The 16018-nt window shown below is 72.5% G+C and carries 16 protein-coding genes; 5 read left to right on the forward strand and 11 right to left on the reverse strand.

Annotated features, from left to right (window positions below; all coding sequences use genetic code 11):
- Positions 1 to 14 precede the first annotated feature (14 nt).
- Entirely contained in the window at positions 15 to 521 is a 507-nt protein-coding gene (locus ACZ7GZ_RS21895) for a DUF2165 domain-containing protein (protein WP_471026549.1), read from the forward strand.
- On the opposite strand, the gene ACZ7GZ_RS21900 is transcribed toward ACZ7GZ_RS21895, so the two are convergent.
- The 4 genes from ACZ7GZ_RS21900 to ACZ7GZ_RS21915 all read right to left on the reverse strand — a co-directional run bounded on the left by ACZ7GZ_RS21900 (position 514) and on the right by ACZ7GZ_RS21915 (position 5007).
- Positions 514 to 1080: a hypothetical protein gene (locus ACZ7GZ_RS21900; RefSeq protein ID WP_471026551.1), complete on the reverse strand. Its 567-nt coding sequence runs from the start codon at positions 1078 to 1080 to the stop codon at positions 514 to 516. The two genes, ACZ7GZ_RS21895 and ACZ7GZ_RS21900, sit on opposite strands and share 8 nt — an antisense overlap.
- 59 nt (positions 1081 to 1139) lie before the next feature.
- The gene (locus ACZ7GZ_RS21905; protein WP_471026554.1) at positions 1140 to 3725 is read right to left on the reverse strand and encodes a bifunctional FO biosynthesis protein CofGH; all 2586 of its coding nucleotides are present in this window, start codon (positions 3723 to 3725) and stop codon (positions 1140 to 1142) included.
- A 76-nt stretch (positions 3726 to 3801) separates the two neighbouring features.
- Positions 3802 to 4008 carry a hypothetical protein gene (locus ACZ7GZ_RS21910; RefSeq protein WP_471026557.1) on the reverse strand — a complete coding sequence of 69 codons (207 nt, stop codon included), beginning with the start codon at positions 4006 to 4008 and terminating at the stop codon, positions 3802 to 3804.
- Between the two features lie 144 nt (positions 4009 to 4152).
- Positions 4153 to 5007 carry a TIGR03619 family F420-dependent LLM class oxidoreductase gene (locus ACZ7GZ_RS21915; protein WP_471026559.1) on the reverse strand — a complete coding sequence of 285 codons (855 nt, stop codon included), beginning with the start codon at positions 5005 to 5007 and terminating at the stop codon, positions 4153 to 4155.
- Positions 5008 to 5162: 155 nt separating this feature from the next.
- Between ACZ7GZ_RS21915 and ACZ7GZ_RS21920 the strand changes: the two genes are divergently transcribed.
- The gene (locus tag ACZ7GZ_RS21920; protein WP_471026562.1) at positions 5163 to 6680 is read left to right on the forward strand and encodes a CehA/McbA family metallohydrolase; all 1518 of its coding nucleotides are present in this window, start codon (positions 5163 to 5165) and stop codon (positions 6678 to 6680) included.
- Here the strand turns inward: ACZ7GZ_RS21920 and ACZ7GZ_RS21925 are convergent.
- Positions 6667 to 7185 (reverse strand): PadR family transcriptional regulator, encoded by a 519-nt coding sequence (locus tag ACZ7GZ_RS21925; RefSeq protein WP_471026563.1) that lies wholly within the window; start codon positions 7183 to 7185, stop codon positions 6667 to 6669. The two genes, ACZ7GZ_RS21920 and ACZ7GZ_RS21925, sit on opposite strands and share 14 nt — an antisense overlap.
- A gap of 57 nt (positions 7186 to 7242) precedes the next feature.
- On the opposite strand from ACZ7GZ_RS21925, the gene ACZ7GZ_RS21930 reads away from it, so the two are divergent.
- Positions 7243 to 7848, forward strand: coding sequence for a hypothetical protein (locus tag ACZ7GZ_RS21930; RefSeq protein WP_471026564.1), 606 nt, complete (start codon positions 7243 to 7245; stop codon positions 7846 to 7848).
- On the forward strand, positions 7845 to 9158 hold the full coding sequence (locus tag ACZ7GZ_RS21935; protein ID WP_471026566.1) for a carotenoid oxygenase family protein: 1314 nt from the start codon (positions 7845 to 7847) through the stop codon (positions 9156 to 9158). The genes ACZ7GZ_RS21930 and ACZ7GZ_RS21935 overlap by 4 nt, the downstream gene beginning before the upstream one ends.
- Here ACZ7GZ_RS21935 and ACZ7GZ_RS21940 read toward each other — a convergent pair.
- From ACZ7GZ_RS21940 to ACZ7GZ_RS21955, 4 genes are read right to left on the reverse strand one after another with little or no spacing between them, the layout of a single operon-like run.
- Positions 9155 to 9550 carry a hypothetical protein gene (locus ACZ7GZ_RS21940; RefSeq protein WP_471026567.1) on the reverse strand — a complete coding sequence of 132 codons (396 nt, stop codon included), beginning with the start codon at positions 9548 to 9550 and terminating at the stop codon, positions 9155 to 9157. The genes ACZ7GZ_RS21935 and ACZ7GZ_RS21940 overlap by 4 nt on opposite strands.
- Before the next feature lie 26 nt (positions 9551 to 9576).
- Entirely contained in the window at positions 9577 to 10152 is a 576-nt protein-coding gene (locus ACZ7GZ_RS21945; RefSeq protein ID WP_471026570.1) for a protease inhibitor I42 family protein, read from the reverse strand.
- Positions 10153 to 10177: 25 nt separating this feature from the next.
- Positions 10178 to 11812, reverse strand: a complete 1635-nt coding sequence (locus ACZ7GZ_RS21950) for a peptidoglycan-binding protein (protein WP_471026571.1) — start codon at positions 11810 to 11812, stop codon at positions 10178 to 10180.
- Positions 11813 to 11822: 10 nt separating this feature from the next.
- On the reverse strand, positions 11823 to 12245 hold the full coding sequence (locus tag ACZ7GZ_RS21955; RefSeq protein WP_471026574.1) for a hypothetical protein: 423 nt from the start codon (positions 12243 to 12245) through the stop codon (positions 11823 to 11825).
- Positions 12246 to 12391: 146 nt separating this feature from the next.
- Between ACZ7GZ_RS21955 and ACZ7GZ_RS21960 the strand changes: the two genes are divergently transcribed.
- Complete coding sequence (locus ACZ7GZ_RS21960; protein WP_471026575.1) at positions 12392 to 12787, forward strand: nitroreductase/quinone reductase family protein; 396 nt, start codon at positions 12392 to 12394, stop codon at positions 12785 to 12787.
- Positions 12788 to 12817: 30 nt separating this feature from the next.
- Here the strand turns inward: ACZ7GZ_RS21960 and ACZ7GZ_RS21965 are convergent, their stop codons facing one another.
- Both ACZ7GZ_RS21965 and ACZ7GZ_RS21970 read right to left on the reverse strand, forming a co-directional pair.
- Positions 12818 to 14269, reverse strand: coding sequence for an aldehyde dehydrogenase family protein (locus ACZ7GZ_RS21965; protein WP_471026577.1), 1452 nt, complete (start codon positions 14267 to 14269; stop codon positions 12818 to 12820).
- Between the two features lie 5 nt (positions 14270 to 14274).
- On the reverse strand, positions 14275 to 16005 hold the full coding sequence (locus ACZ7GZ_RS21970; protein ID WP_471026580.1) for an N-acyl-D-amino-acid deacylase family protein: 1731 nt from the start codon (positions 16003 to 16005) through the stop codon (positions 14275 to 14277).
- Between the last annotated feature and the right edge of the window lie 13 nt (positions 16006 to 16018).

Raw genomic sequence — 16018 nt, forward strand, 5'->3', positions numbered from 1 at the left:
GGGAGAATTCAGCCATGACCACCACCCCCACACGCAACTCCGGCCTCAGGCTGGCCGCCGGTGTGCTCACCGGCATAGTCGCCCTCTACATCGCCCTGGTCGCCCTCGGGAACATCACCGACTTCGGGACGAACCAGCAGTTCGTCCGGCATGTGCTGGCGATGGACACCACCTTCGAGGACCCGGACCTGATGTGGCGGGCCGTCACCAGCACCGGGCTTCAGGACACCGCCTACGTCGCGATCATCGTGTGGGAGACGGCGGCGGCCCTCGTGCTGATCTGGGGGACCTGGCTGTGGGCGTGGCGCAAAGACGACGCCGCCCGGCGCTGGTCCACCTACGGGCTGCTGATGCTGTTGCTGCTCTTCGGTGCCGGGTTCATCGCGATCGGCGGTGAGTGGTTCTCGATGTGGCAGTCCAAGACCTGGAACGGGCTGGAGGCGGCGACCCGGATCGTCGTGCTCTGCGGGGTCGCCCTGATCGTCAACCAGCTGCCGGCCCGGCAGGGGGAGGCTACCTGACGACCGCCACCCTGGTGCCCTGATCGCCGAAGGACCACAGCGCGGCTCCGTCCTCCTTGTGGAGGCGGATGCCGCCCAGCTTCCGCCCGCCGGTCGCCGGCGGCGGAGAGGAGCCGTCCAGGGCGTTGGAGAACGCTATGTTCACGCCCTCGGCCTTGGTGAAGTACATGACGTGCTCGATCTCGACGCCGTCCGAGCCCTTGAGGGACGGGGTGCGCAGGGTGACCGAGTAGCGGCCGGGCTGCGGGCTCACCGAGCCCGCCCACACCGTGAACGTGCGGGTCGCCTTCCCCGTCGCGTCCACCAGCCACACGCGCTTCTCACCCACCGAGTACACGATCCGGCGACCCGTGCCGGAGTCGTCCGGCAGGGCGGGCGCGGCCGGTTTCCCGGGAGTCGCGGGCGGGTGGGCGCTCGCCGACGCGGACGGGCTCGGCCCGGCCACGGCGGCCGTGGGGTGCGGCCCGTGGTCCGCCTGTACGGCGAGGGCCACGACGACCGCGGTCGCTCCCGCCGTCAGGCCGGTGACCCAGGCCCACGAGGGCAGTCGGGCAGCCACGGGTACGCATCTCCTCCGCTACGGGGCCCCTCGTCAGGTCGAGGGTCGGATCATCGTACTCAGTCCAGGACCGGCAGCAGTTCCGGCAGGTGGCCGTCGGAGGCCTCCGCCGCCCGCTGCCGTTCCCGGGGCACCTCGCCGTAGAGCGTGGTGCGCGGTTTCGCCGGCCGGCCGGCCGCCTCGGCCACGGCCACCAGGTCGCGGACCGACTTGTAGGAGCCGTACGACGAGCCCGCCATGCGGGAGATCGTTTCCTCCATGAGGGTCCCGCCCAGGTCGTTCGCACCCGAGCGGAGCATCTCCGCCGCACCCTCCGCGCCCAGCTTGACCCAGCTTGTCTGGATGTTGGGGATCCATGGGTGGAGCAGCAGGCGGGCCATCGCCGTCACCGCCCTGTTGTCCCGCGTCGTCGGGCCCGGCCGGGAGATGCCCGCCAGATAGACCGGCGCGTTCGTGTGGATGAAGGGAAGCGTCACGAACTCGGTGAAACCACCCGTCTCGCGCTGGATCCGGGCCAGCGTGCGCAGGTGACCGAGCCAGTGACGGGGCTGGTCGACATGGCCGTACATCATCGTCGAGGACGAACGGATGCCCAGCTCGTGGGCGGTCGTGATCACCTCGATCCAGGTGGCCGCCGGCAGCTTGCCCTTGGTCAGCACCCAGCGGACCTCGTCGTCCAGGATCTCCGCCGCGGTACCCGGGATGGTGTCCAGGCCGGACTCCTGGGCCGCCGTGAGCCACTCGCGCACGGACAGGCCGGTGCGGGTCGCGCCGTTCACCACCTCCATCGGCGAGAAGGCGTGCACATGCATGCCGGGGACGCGGGACTTCACCGCCTTGGCGATGTCGAAGTACGCCGTGCCGGGCAGGTCGGGATGGATGCCGCCCTGCATGCACACCTCGACCGCGCCCACGTCCCAGGCCTGCTGGGCGCGGTCCGCGACCTGTTCGAGGGAGAGGGTGTACGCGTCCGCGTCCGTCCTGCGCTGCGCGAAGGCGCAGAAGCGGCAGCCGGTGTAGCAGACGTTGGTGAAGTTGATGTTGCGGGTGACGATGTACGTCACGTCGTCGCCGACCGCCGCCCGGCGCACGTCGTCGGCCACCTGGCACAGCGCGTCCAGCGCCGGACCGTCCGCGTGCAGCAGGGCCAGGGCCTCGGCGTCGGTCAGCTTCGCCGGATCGTCGGCCGCAGTGCGCAGGGCCTGGCGCACGTCGGTTTCGATGCGCTCCGGCGCCATGCCGGGCGCGGCGGCCTCGCGCAGCGCCTCCCAGTCGCCGTACACCTCGTCGAAGTCGTCACGCCGGTCGGCGGCACGGCCCTCGGTGTCGATCGTGCGGTGCAGGTCCGTACGGCCGGTCGGGACGAAGGCCTCCTCCGGCTCCTGCCACGGGCGGCCCTCGACCGGCGCGTCCGGGCGGGCGAGGCCCGTCGCCGGGTCGGCGAGCGCGCTCACGTGCGGGCGCAGCCGCGGGTCCAGCCAGGGTTCGCCACGGCGCACGAACTCCGGGTAGACGCAAAGGCGTTCGCGTAGTTCGAAGCCTGCCGCGGCCGACTTCGCGGCCAGTTCCTCGATCTGCGGCCAGGGGCGTTCGGGGTTGACGTGGTCGATGGTCAGGGGCGACACCCCGCCCCAGTCGTCGATGCCGGCGCCGATCAGCCGGTCGTACTCGGAGTCGACCAGGTTGGGCGGGGCCTGGAGGCAGGCGGACGGGCCCATGATGTGCCGGGCCACGGCCACCGTGGCGACCAGGTCGTCCAGTTCGGCGTCCGGCATGCCGCGCATCGCCGTGTCCGGCTTGGCGCGGAAGTTCTGGATGATCAGCTCCTGGATGCCGTGGTAGGCCCGGGAGACCTTGCGCAGCGCGAAGAGGGACTCGGCCCGCTCCTCATAGGTCTCGCCGATGCCGATGAGCAGACCGGAGGTGAAGGGCACCGAGGAGCGTCCGGCGTCCTCCAGCACCCGCAGCCGTACGGCCGGTTCCTTGTCCGGGGAGCCGTGGTGCGGGCCGCCGGGCTCGGACCACAGGCGGGTCGCGGTCGTCTCCAGCATCATGCCCATGGACGGGGCGACGGGCTTGAGCCGCTGGAAGTCCGTCCAGGTCATCACGCCGGGGTTGAGGTGGGGCAGGAGCCCGGTCTCCTCCAGGATGCGCACGGAGACGGCGCGGACGTAGGCGATGGTGTCGTCGTAGCCGTGCGCGTCGAGCCACTCGCGCGCCTCGGGCCAGCGGTCCTCCGGCTTGTCGCCCAGGGTGATCAGGGCTTCCTTGCAGCCGAGGGCGGCGCCCCTGCGGGCGATGTCCAGCACCTCGTCCGGGGACATGAACATCCCGTGGCCGGCCCGGCGCAGCTTGCCGGGGACGGTGACGAAGGTGCAGTAGTGGCACTTGTCCCGGCACAGCCGGGTGAGGGGGATGAAGACGCTCTTCGAGTACGTGATGACGCCGGGGCGTCCCGCCTGTTCGAGACCCGCGTCCCGCACCCGGGCGGCGGACGCGGCGAGGTCGGTCAGGTCCTCGCCGCGGGCCTGGAGCAGCACCGCTGCCTCGGAGACATCGAGGGCGACGCCGTCCCGGGCCCGTTTGAGGGCGCGACGCATGGAGTTCTCGGTCGGGCCGGTTCCGGGGGTCGCGGAAGTCGTCATTCTTTGAGCATACGTTCGGCTTGATCAGGCCGGAGAGCACCCGCCCGGCCCTGTTCCGCCCACACGGGGTGCCCTCTCAGTGGAAGGCCAGCCATCCGATGCCGGCGGCGGAGGTGAGGCCGGCGGCGATCAGGGCGACGGTCCGGCGGCGCCGCAGCGCGTGGCCGACCAGCAGGGCGGCGAGCAGTACGGAGACCGTGCCGATGGTGGCGGGCAGCGGCCCCTTGCTGTAGTCGAATTCGTCGAAGTGCAGTGCGAGCCGTGTGAGCCAGGCAATTCTCATGACGCTCTCTTCGCCGGGTCGGGTGCGGGAACCGAACCGGTCGATCACCTGCCGCTGTTCATCCGACTCGCTTCGTCACTGACAGTTTACCGATGGCCATGACAGGAGCCGACCCCACCAGGGCCGACGCACCGTCAGGCGCCCTCAGACGCCCGGCAGATGCCGCGCATACGCGTCCAGCACCCGCAGCACCTCCGCCTCCCCCGCCGGCGGCAGCTGGAGCACCACCTCCTCGATGCCCAGCTCGGCGTAGTGGGCGAGCTTGCCCGGGGTGGGCTGGACCGCGTACGGGACGACCTGGAGGGCGGCCGGGTCGCGGCCCGCGTCGGCCCAGGCCGCGCGCAGTACCGGCAGGGACTCGGTGAGGCCCCGGCCGCCGATGGGCAGCCAGCCGTCGGCGTACTCGGCGATGTGCGCGAACAGCTTCGGCCCGGCGGCGCCGCCGACGAGCGTGCGTGGGCCGGTCACCGGGCCGCGCGGTTCGCGTACGGGCTTGGGGTACGCGTGGCTGGCCCGTACGCTGCCGAACTCGCCCTTGTGGGCCGTCGGTTCCCCGGACCACAGGGCCTGCATGAGCCGCACCCGGTCCCGGACCAGTTCCCGGCGGGTACGCCACGCCACGCCGTGGTCGGCGGCCTCCTCGACGTTCCAGCCGTAGCCGAGACCAAGGGTGAAACGGCCGCCGGACAGGTGGTCGAGGGTGGCGATCTGCTTGGCCAGGGCGATGGGGTCGTGCTGGGCGATCAGGGTGATGCCCGTGCCGAGGCCGAGGCGCTGGGTCACGGCCGCGGCCTGGCCGAGGGCGACGAAGGGGTCGAGGGTGCGGCCGTACTCGCGGGGCAGGTCGCCGCCGGCGGGGTACGGGGTCGTGCGCTCCACGGGGATGTGGGTGTGTTCGGGGAGGTAGAGGCCGGCGTAGCCGCGCTGTTCGAGTTCGCGGGCGAGTCGCACCGGCACGATGGTCTCGTCGGTCAGGAAGATGGTGACGGCGATACGCATGGCCCATCCGTACCGGACCGGACTCCACCTGTCCATACCGACTGGTCGGCACTGCGCCGCACCGTGGCCATGAACGGCGCGTGCATGACACATTGTCGAGTGCGAAACGCCTTCTCTTTCACCGGAGTTCACGCCTGGACGGGAGAGTGACCACCATGGGTGAAGACACACACGATCAGGCTCACGGCATCGGCAGACGCGCTCTGTTCGTGACGGGCGCCGCCGCTGCCCTTACGTTGGGAAGCGTGAGCTTCGCAGCGGCGGACGGGCAGGGCCAGGAGACGCGGACGGTGCGCGGCACCCTCCCGCCCGGCTCCCCCGACTTCGTGTACGTGCCGGTCGAAGTCCCCGCCGGCGTACGGGAGATCAAGGTCTCCTACACCTACGACAAGCCGTCGGTCCCGGCCGGCACCCAGGGCAACGCACTCGACATCGGGCTCTTCGACGAACGCGGCACCGAGCTGGGCGGCCGGGGTTTCCGGGGCTGGTCGGGCGGCGCGCGCACGGAGTTCTTCGTCCGCGCCGACGACGCGACGCCCGGCTACCTCCCCGGCCCGATGCGGGAGGGCACCTGGCACGTCGCGCTGGGCCCCTACACGGTGGCGCCGCAGGGGCTGGCCTACGAGCTGACGATCACGCTGACCTACGGCGAGGCGGGCACGACCCCGCGGCCGGTGTATCCGCCCTCCCGGGCGAAGGGGCGGGGCCGGGCCTGGTACCGGGGCGACTGCCATCTGCACTCCTGGTACTCCGACGGCCGCCGCACGCCGGCCGAGATCGCGGCCCTCGCGCGGGCGGCGGGCCTGGACTTCATCAACTCCTCGGACCACAACACGAACTCCTCGCATGCCCACTGGGCGGACCAGGCGGGCGACGACCTGCTGATCATGCTCGGCGAGGAGGTCACCACCCGCAACGGCCACGTGGTGGCGCTCGGCACCGATCCCGGCACGTTCGTCGACTGGCGCTACCGGGCCCGCGACAACCGCTGGTCCCGCTTCGCCCGGGAGATCCGCCGCACCGGCGGCCTGGTCGTCCCCGCCCACCCGCACGCCACCTGCGTCGGCTGCGGCTGGAAGTTCGGCTTCGGCGAGGCGGACGCCGTCGAGGTGTGGAACGGCCCCTACACCCCGGACGACGAGGTGACGCTGGCCGACTGGGACAACCAGCTGGTCGCCTCCGTGCGGCAGGGACGGGGCTGGCTCCCGGCGATGGGCAACAGCGACGCCCACCGCGACCCCGACACGGTCGGCATGCCCCAGACGGTCGTCCTCGCCGACGACCTGACCCGGGAGGCGATCCAGGAAGGGATCCGCGCGGGACGCTCGTACGTGGCCGAATCGAAGAACGTGACCCTCGGCCTCACGGTGACGGGCGGGCGCGGGCAGCAGGCGGGCATCGGCGAACGGCTGGCCCTGGCCGCCGACACCCCCGTGACGGTCCGGCTGGAGGTCTCGGGCGCCCCGCGCTGCTCGGTCCGTTTCGTCACCGACCAGGGCGTGCTGTTCACCAGCGATCCGCTGCCGGTGTCGGGCACGGGCACGGTCGAGTGGCGTACGACCCCCGCCTGCGCGGCGTACGTGCGCGCCGAGCTGCGGCACGAGGCTGCCCTCGGACCGCTGCCGGGGCCGTTGGCCGCCTTCACCAACCCGGTCTTCCTCACGGCTGCTTGAGCTGCTCGGCCGCCCATTCGGCCCACTCCCGCCGCATCGCGTTGAAGCGCAGGCCGTACTCCAGCGCGATGCGGCCGTAGACCGAGAGGTTGTCGTCGTCCCAGTCGACGGAGTCGGCGAGCTGCCGCAGCCGCTCGTGCCCCTCCCGGGACATCTCGATCAGGCCGGTCAGATAGGTGCGCGCCTGCTCGGGCCGCAGTACGCCGAGGAAGAAGACGCGCAGCAGGATGTCGCTGCGGGTGTTGCGCTGGGGTGCGACCTCGGTCAGCCAGTGGCGCAGCTCCGCCATGCCCTCGTCGGTGATCGCGTACTCCTTGCGACCGCGGGGGCCCTCGGCGGCCACCGTGATCAGCCCGGAGCCCGCCAGTCTGGTCAGCTCGGTGTAGATCTGGCTCTGCGTCGCCGGCCAGACGTTGGCCAGCGAGGTCTCGAAGGTCTTCAGCAGGTCGTAACCGCTGGCGGGACGCTCCGAGAGCAGGCCGAGCAGTGCGTGTCTGAGGCTCATGCCCCTCACCTTACATTCCACTGTTGACATGTCGAGACTTGACCTTCTACTTTTGACATGTCGAGTTCGGAACTCAAAGAGACCGGGGGAACCATGTCGTACCTGCTCACCTTCCTGCCGTGGATCGTCTTCGCCGTCATCCCCTCGGGGCACTGGCAGTGGGGCGCCCTGGCCGCCCTGGTGGTGTCCGTGGCGCTCATCACCCGGCAGAAGCGGGACGGCGCCGGTTTCGACGCCCTCGTCATCGAGTGCGGCTCGGCGGTCTTCTTCGCGGTGCTCGCGGCCATCGCCTTCGCCGACCCGCACTCGGGCGTGCACGACTACTCCGCCGCCCTCTCCTCCGGCACGCTCGCCGTCATCGCCGGGGTGTCGCTGGCCGCCGGCCGGCCCTTCACCCTGGGCATCGCCAAGCGCACCACGCCGCGTGAGCTGTGGACGCTGAAGCCGTTCATCCGGATCAACGTGGTCATCACCGCCGTATGGACCGCCGCGTTCGCCGTGACCGCCGTCGTCCTCGCCCTGCTGGACCACTCCGGCCGCGCCCACGCGACACCCGCGACCCTCGTCCAGATCGCCGGCTTCGCCGTCCCGATGGTCTTCACCGTCCGCTACGTCGCCCACGCCCAGGCGAAGGCCCGGACCGCCGGGCAGGCCGCCCGGTGACCGCCGCACCCCGCCATCTGGGCGGCAACTACGCCCCGGTCACCGAGGAACTCACCGCGCACGACCTGCCGGTGACCGGCACCATCCCGCCCGAACTGGCCGGCTGGTACCTGCGCAACGGCCCGAACCCGGCCGACGCCGCCTCCGGCCACTGGTTCTTCGGCGACGGCATGGTCCACGGAGTGCGCCTGGAGGGCGGCCGGGCCGTCTCCTACCGCAACCGCTGGGTGCGCACCAGCCGCCTCACGGAGGGGGCGCGGACGTACGACGGCCACGGCCGGCGCGACCTCACCGCCGGCCCCGCCAACACCCATGTCGTCCGGCACGCGGGCCGCACCCTCGCCCTGGTCGAGACCGCCCTGCCCTACGAGCTGACCCGCGACCTGGACACCCGGGGCCCCTACGACTTCGCCGGCCGGCTGCACACCGCGATGACCGCCCACCCGAAGACCTGCCCGGCCACCGGCGAACTGCACTTCTTCGGCTACGGCATGCTGGAGCCCGCCCACCTCACCTACCACCGCGCCGACGCCACGGGGGAGTTGACGCTCAGCAGGCCGATCGAGGTCCCCGGGCCGACCATGCTGCACGACTTCGCGCTCACCGCCGGGCACGTCGTCTTCATGGACCTGCCGGTCGTCTTCGACGCCGAACCGGCCCTGACCGGCGGCACCATGCCCTACCGCTGGGACGACGGGTACGGCGCCCGGCTCGGCCTGCTGCGCCGCGACGCCCCGCACGGCGAGGTCCGCTGGTTCCCCGTCGACCCCTGCTACGTCTTCCACGTCCTCAACGCCCACGACGCGCCGGACGGCACCGTCGTCCTGCGGGTGATGCGCTACCCGGAGATGTGGCGCCGCGACGCGGACGGCGGCACGCGGCCCCAGCGCGCGGTGCTGTGGAAGTGGACCGTCGACCCGGTGGCCGGCACGGTCCGCGAGGAGCAGTGCGACGACCGGCCGGGCGAGTTCCCCCGCGTCGACGACCGGCTGACCGGTCTCGCGGCCGGACACGGGCACATGACGAGCGGCACCTCACTGGTCCGCTACGACCTGTCCTCCGGTACCGCCACCGCACACGACTTCGGGCCCGGCCGCACCCCCGGCGAGGCCGCCTTCGCCCCCGCCGACGACACGCCCGGCGGCCCCGGCTGGCTCCTGACGTACGTGTACGACGCCGCCACCGACCGCAGCGACCTGGTCGTCCTGGACGCCGACGACCTCACGGCCCCTCCGGTCGCCACGGTTCGCCTGCCGGCGCGGGTGCCGTTCGGGTTCCACGGCAACTGGCTGGCGGACGCGGACGCCTAGGCGGTGCCCCGGCGCGTGGTGCGGCGCAAGGCGATGATCTCGGCGACCGCCTCCAGCCAGCGGGCGGCCCGCTCCTCGGCCTCCGGGATGGTCGCCGTCTGCGCGGCGTCGGTCAGCCAGTCACGCAGGACCGTGGCCGGTTCGGGGGACGGCAGTGGCTCGGGCAGCCCGGCCGCGTAGGCCAGGCCGCCGCAGCGGACGATCTCGGCGACGAACACCAGCGAGCGCGGCAGCACGCCGAGCCGGTCGAGGGCGACCGCGGCGGCGATGGCACCGTCCCCGAACAGGGCCGTGCGGAAGGCCTCCCGGGTCAGGCCGTAGCGCAGCAGCATGGCCACGTCGGTGGCGGCCAGGACCTCGTCGTCGGTGCGGCTTTCGGGGGCGGGGGGCATGAGGGCCTCGGTTCCGGTCGTCCGGGTCAGCGGACCGTGATCGTGAAGACGTAGAACCCTGCTCCGACGTGGGCGTGCGGGACGGCGGTCAGGGTGGGGTACGGAGACGGGGACGCCGTGCCGTCGGGGCTGGGGCCCAGGGTGGAGCGGTCGTGGGGGCCGGGGCCGGTGCACGTGTTCAGGGGGCAGTGCAGCAGCCGTACCGTGGCCTTGCCCTTCGCCAGGGCGGTGAAGTCGAAGGACTGGGTGCCGCCGGTGCCGCCGACGAGGCCGCTGTCGTCGCCGGACTCCCGTACACCCCGGTACTTCAGCACGGCCGCGTCCGGCTTCGGATCGGTGAGGTACCAGTGCTCGCCCAGGGTCGCGGCCGACGGGACGGTGAGGGAGAACCGTTTGCCCGGCTCGACGGTGACGGTCCGGTGGTCGATGCCGTACTCGGCACCGGCAGCCCGGCCGGGCGTGGCCGGCGTGCCGGGTGTGGCCGTCGTGGGCGTCGTGGTGGGCGTGCCGGTGCCGCCGGCCCCGCCCTCCTTCCCGCAGCCGGTGAGGGCGAGCAGGCAGACGAGCGCGGCCGATCCGAGGAGTGGTGCACGTGATGTCATGGTCGGTCTTCGGTTCCCCGGTCTCTCAGTCCTGCGGCAGGTGCACGGCGTACGCGTTCGGCAGCCGGTTGTCGCTGGCCTTCGCCATGCCGCCGTTGACGAAGTCGTCCTCGCTGACCCAGGTGGTCTTCCCCCACGGGTTGTAGATCTCCAGTTTGTCGCCCTCCTGGCCGACGATCATCATGGAGTGCCCGTGCCGCGTACCGTCCGCCTCGTACCCCTCGGCATCGAAGGGCACCGGCTTCCCGTCCGCCACCGCCTTCTCGATGTCCGGCAGGATGGTGCGCCGGGAATCCGCGTCGCGGACCTCGTGCAGTGCGTAGGAGCTTCCGGTCTCCGGGCTGATCTCCTTGTTGGAGATCTCCTCCTGTCCCCGCAGGTCCATGCCGTCCCAGCCGGCACCGCCGTGGCCCTCCACGTGCATCCGGTGCTGTTCGGCTATGAGGCGCTGCCGGAACGCCGCCGGGTCGTCCTCCTGCCCGCCGGGGCCGCCGGTGAGCGAGAGGGCGTAGACGGGGTCGACCATGGCGCGCGCGGTGACCGTGGTGGAGGCGACACACGTGCCCTCCTGGCCGTCGCCGCCCTGGGCCCATTCCTGGCCGTCGAAGTCCTGCAGTTCGGTGTTGAGGTTGGCGCCGTTGGTGGGGTCCGTCCCCTCGTCCCTCAGGCTGTCCGCGCCGGTGACGATCGGCGACAGGTGCCGCTGCAGCCAGGCCGGGTCCTTGCCGTGGATCTTGCCGTCGAACGTCTGGACGTCGTCGACGCCGTGGCCCGCGGCGAGCGCCTTCATCAGGTACGCCTTCTCCTGCGGGGTCTTCGCCCCCGCGAGGAGCTGGTCCATCCGGGCCCGGTCGGCCGGCGAGAGCCCGTCCATGGCCCGGCCGGAGCGTTCCAGGTCGGCCGCGGTGAGGATCTCGTTGTAGTCGGCCGCGCCGGCCTTGCCGCTGGTGTCGGCGAGCATCAGCCGGTCCACCGCCGACAGCTGACCGGTGTGCATCTTCCCGGCGCGCGCCTCGGCCGCCCACTTGTTCAGGTCGCGGGCCGCGGCGCGCACGGCGTCGTCCGCGGCGACGGCGGCCCTGTGCATCAGCTCGACCCCGTCGGTGGCGAGCGTGCGGCCCGCGGCCAGGGCCGCCTTCTTCCGCGCCTTCTCCTGGTCGGTCTCGATCAGGCTGCCGATGTCGAAGAAGCTGTCCGGGGGGCCGAGCTTCTGCTTGGCCTGCTGCATCTTCGCGCGGCCGTCGGCGTCCTGTTTCTTCGCGGTGCCGAGCGCGTCGGCCAGCGCGTGCAGCGCCTTCGCGCCGCCCTGGAACGCCTCGGACATCCTGGTCGCGGCGCGGGCGGCGGCGGCCACCCCGTCGGAGGCGAGGACGCTGGTGTCGCCGACCCAGACCTCCGGCAGACCCTTGTGGGCCACCTTGTTCACCCGGTCGTGCACATCACCGGCGTGGTGGACCTGGTCGCGGTAGCGCTTGCCGAGCGATTCGAGCGTGGCCGTGTCGCCGGCCGGCGCGGGGACGAGGAGCGCCTGGTCGATCTGGTCCAGCAGGTCGTTCTTGTCCCCGGCCCTGGGAATGCTCGCGCACAGGCCGGCCAGCCAGGAGCGGCGGCCGGCCGGGGTCTCCAGGGCGCCCAGCGGGTTCAGGTCGAACAGTCCCATCGGCCCGCCCTCAGTACCTGGTCAGGGCCGACGGACGGTCGGCGTGCACGGGCATGGTGGTGACGTACTCGTTTCCGACGGGCGTGGGCAGGGTGGTGACCCCGCTCCCGAGGCCCTCCCCGCCGGCGGACACGGCTGCGGCGCGCGTGGCCACGGCGTGGTCGGAGCCGCCGTACGCGCCCTTGGCGAGGCGCACCTTGCCCGCGAGTTCGTGCAGTGCCGACTCCAGCGTGGCCGCGTCGTCCAGCCAGGCCGAGGCGAACGCGTTGAACGCCGCCGCCGACTCGGCGCCGCCCAGGGCGTCCTGCGTGTAACACGCGTCGGTGACGATCGCCTTGTGTATGTGTCCCGCGTCGTCGCCGGCGCCGTCCAGTTCGTTCGCCTGGCCGGACATGCCGGACCTGACCGTGTAACCGTCCGAAGACGCGCCCATCACGCTCCCCCGTTTGCGCCGGCTCATGTCCGCGGGGGAGGCTAACACGCGTACGCCGTACGGCCCTCCACGCGTCACAGGCCGCGCACGAGGCCGACACAGCATCCACGCGGGCGCCGTCCGCGCCCGGGGAGCAGGAGAGAGACATGGCAGGCCGCAGCGACCTCAAGCACCGCCTCGTGACCCGCTTCCAGCGGTACCTCGCCAACCCGCTGAACCGGCGGCTGCCGTTCCAGACCCTCCTGGAGACCACCGGCCGCACCTCGGGCCTGCCCCGGCAGACACCGGTCGGCGGGCGCCGCGTCGGGGAATCGTTCTGGCTGGTCTCCGAGTTCGGCCACAAGTCGCAGTACGTGCGCAACATCCAGGCCGACCCCCGGGTGCGCGTCCGCATCGCCGGCCGCTGGCACCACGGCACCGCGCACCTCCTGCCCGACGACGACCCGGTGACCCGCCTGCGTTCCCTGCCCCGCTTCAACAGCGCGGCGGTACGGGCCTTCGGCACGGACCTGCTGACGGTGCGGGTGGACCTGCGGGACTGACGGAGACCACATCGCGCGCGTGCCGCACCCTCACCCCGGCCACACGATCGCCTGCACCTCGCTGTACGCGTGCAGGGCGTAGGAGCCCACGTCGCGGCCGACGCCGCTTTTCTTGAAGCCACCGAACGGTGCCTCCATGTTGCGGCCGACGGTGTTGATGCCGACGCCGCCGGCGCGCAGCTGCCGGGCCACCCGGAAGGCGCGGGCCACGTCGCCGGACCAGACGTAGTCGACGAGGCCGTAGTCGGAGTCGTTGGCCAGGGCCACACCGTCCTCCTCGTCGTCGAAGGGGACGACCACGACGACCGGCCCGAAGATCTCCTCCCGGGCCACCCGCATGTCGTTGGTGCAGTCGGCGAGCAGGGTGGGTGACACATAGAAGCCGTGGTTCAGGGGCGGCCGTTCACCGCCCGTGACCACGGACGCGCCCTCCTTCCGGCCGAGTTCGACGTACGACTCGACCCGCGCCCGGTGCTCCGCCGAGATCACCGGCCCGACGACCGTGTCCGGCTCCCGTGGATCCCCGACCCTCAACCGGCTCGCGTATCCGGCGAGTCGGTCGACCAGCCGCTCGTACACCCCGCGCTGGGCCAGCACCCGCGTCGGTGCCGTGCAGATCTGCCCGCTGTAGAAGGAGAAGGTGGTGCCGATGCCGGCGACGGCCGAGGCGAGGTCGGCGTCGTCGAACACGAGCGCCGCGCCCTTCCCGCCCAGCTCCATCAGCTGCCGTTTCATGTCCCGCCCGCACACCTCGGCGATCCGCCGGCCGACGGCCGTGGACCCCGTGAAGCTGACCATGTCGACGTCGTCGCACCCGGCCACCGCCTCGCCCACGGCCACCTCCCGCCCGGAGACGACGTTCACCACGCCTGGCGGTGCCCCGGCCTCCTGCAGCGCCTCGGCCATCCGGTAGACGGACAGCGGATCCTGCGGCGCGGGCTTCACGACCACCGTGTTGCCCATGGCCAGGGCCGGCGCGACCTTGCCGGCCGGGTTGGCCCAGGGGTTGTTGTAGGAGGTGATGCAGCTGACGACCCCGACGGGCTGCCGTACCGCCAGGGCCCCCATCACCCCGGCCCTCCCCATCGGCCCGGCCTCGTTGATCTGCGGTGCGACGGCCCACTCGGCGGGCTCCACACTCGCGTACCGGCGGAACCGGGCGGCGGCCACCCCGACCTGCATCGCCCGGGCGGTCCCCGTCGTCGCCCCGGTCTCCGCGCGGGCCAGCTCGGCGTACGGCCCCGTCCGGTCACGGATGAGGCCGGCGGCCCGGCCCAGCACCGCCGCCCGCTCCTCCGGCCGGGTCCGCGACCACGCCCCGAACGCCTCCCGGGCCGCCGCGCAGGCCGCCCGCGCCTGCTCCGGCGAGGCCTCCGGCGCCCAGCCGACCGTCTCCTCGGCGGCCGGGTCGGTCACCGGGTAGTGCCCGCCGTCCGGTTCGACCCACTCCCCGCCGACGAACAGCCGCTGCCCGTCGCTCACCGGTCTCACCGCGTACTCACCGTCCGGGTATCGGCCCCCGACCGCAGCACCTTCCCCGGTACGGCGCCCGTCACCACGTCGTCCCGGATCGCCTCGACCCCGTTGACCCACACGGCCCGCACCCCGATCGCCGTGGAGTCCAGGCGGGGACTGTCACCCGGCAGGTCGTGCACCAGCCGGGCCCGCCCGGCGTCGATCCGCTCGGGGTCGAAGAGGACGAGATCCGCGTGCCAGCCCTCCCGCACCCGCCCCCGCTCCCGCAGCCCGAACAACCGCGCCGGATCGTCGGTCAGCATCCGCACCGCACGCTCCAGCCCGACCAGCTTCCGGCCGCGCAGGCAGTCCCCGAGGAACCGGGTGGTGTACGGCGCCCCGCACATCCGGTCCAGGTGCGCCCCCGCGTCCGAACCGCCGAGCAGCACGTCCTCGTGCCGCCAGGTCTCGGCGCGCAGTGCCCAGGAGGCCGGATCGTTGTCGGTGGGCATCGGCCACAGCACCGTGCGCAGCTCGTCGTTGGCGCAGATCTCCACCAGACAGGCGAAGGGGTCGATCCCCCGCTCCCCGGCGATGTCCCCGACGACCCGGCCGGTCAGGCCGCGGTTGGCCGCGCTGTAGGTGTCCCCGATGACGTACCGGCCGAAGTTCGCCAGCCGCCGGAAGACGCCCGCCTCCTTGGACCGGGCCCGCCGCAGCATCTCCGCCCGGACGGCGGGGTCCCGCAGCCTGGCGATCCGCTCCGGCACCGGCAGCCCGAGGACCGGCCCCCACCCGGGGATCAGGTTGAGCGCGCAGAACGTGCCCAGGGACATGTTCATCGGCGTGAGGATCGGCATGGTGAGCGCCACCACCCGCCCGCCGGCCTTCCGGGCCCGCTCACTCGCGCCGAGCTGCCGTGGCACCCGCTCGGGTACGGCCGCGTCGACGGTCAGGACGTTCCAGTTCAACGGCCGCCCGGCCACCGCGCTCATCTCGACGAGCAGATCGATCTCGTCGTCGCTGAACTGGTCCAGGCACCCGGCGACGATCGCCTCGATCTGTGTCCCCTCGTGCTCGCCGACGGCACGGGAGAGGGTCAGCAGCTCCGGCGGCTTCGCATGCCGGGAGGCGACGGGCTGCCCGTCGCCGTCGGAGTGGGTCGACGACTGGGTGGTGGACAGCCCCCAGGCCCCGGCGTCCATGGCCTCGTGCAACAGCCCGGCCATCGCGCCGAGCTGCTCCTCGGAGGGCTGTCCCCCGACCGCCTCCGGCCCCATCACATACCGCCGCAGGGCACAGTGCCCGACCATGAAACCGGCGTTGACGGCGATCCGCCCCTCCAGGGCGTCCAGGTACTCCCCGAACGAGTGCCAGCTCCAGGGCGCCCCCTCCTCCAGCGCCACCAGGGACATCCCCTCCACCTTGGACATCATCCGCCGGGTGTAGTCGGCGTCCTCTGGCCGGGAAGGGTGGAGCGGGGCGAGCGTGAACCCGCAGTTCCCGGCGGCGACCGTGGTCACCCCGTGGTTGAGGGAGGGCGTGGCGTACGGATCCCAGAAGAGCTGCGCGTCGTAGTGGGTGTGGGGGTCGACGAAACCGGGGGCGAGGACGAGGCCGGAGGCGTCCTCGCTGGTGCGGGCCTCCCCGGTGATCCGTCCGACGGCGGCGATACGGCCTTCCCGTATGCCGACGTCGGCGGTGAAGGCAGGCGCCCCCGTCCCGTCCACGACGGTGGCTCCCTTGATCAGGTGGTCCAGCATGCCCGCAGCCCCC

Source organism: Streptomyces sp. NPDC037288 (assembly GCF_055603265.1).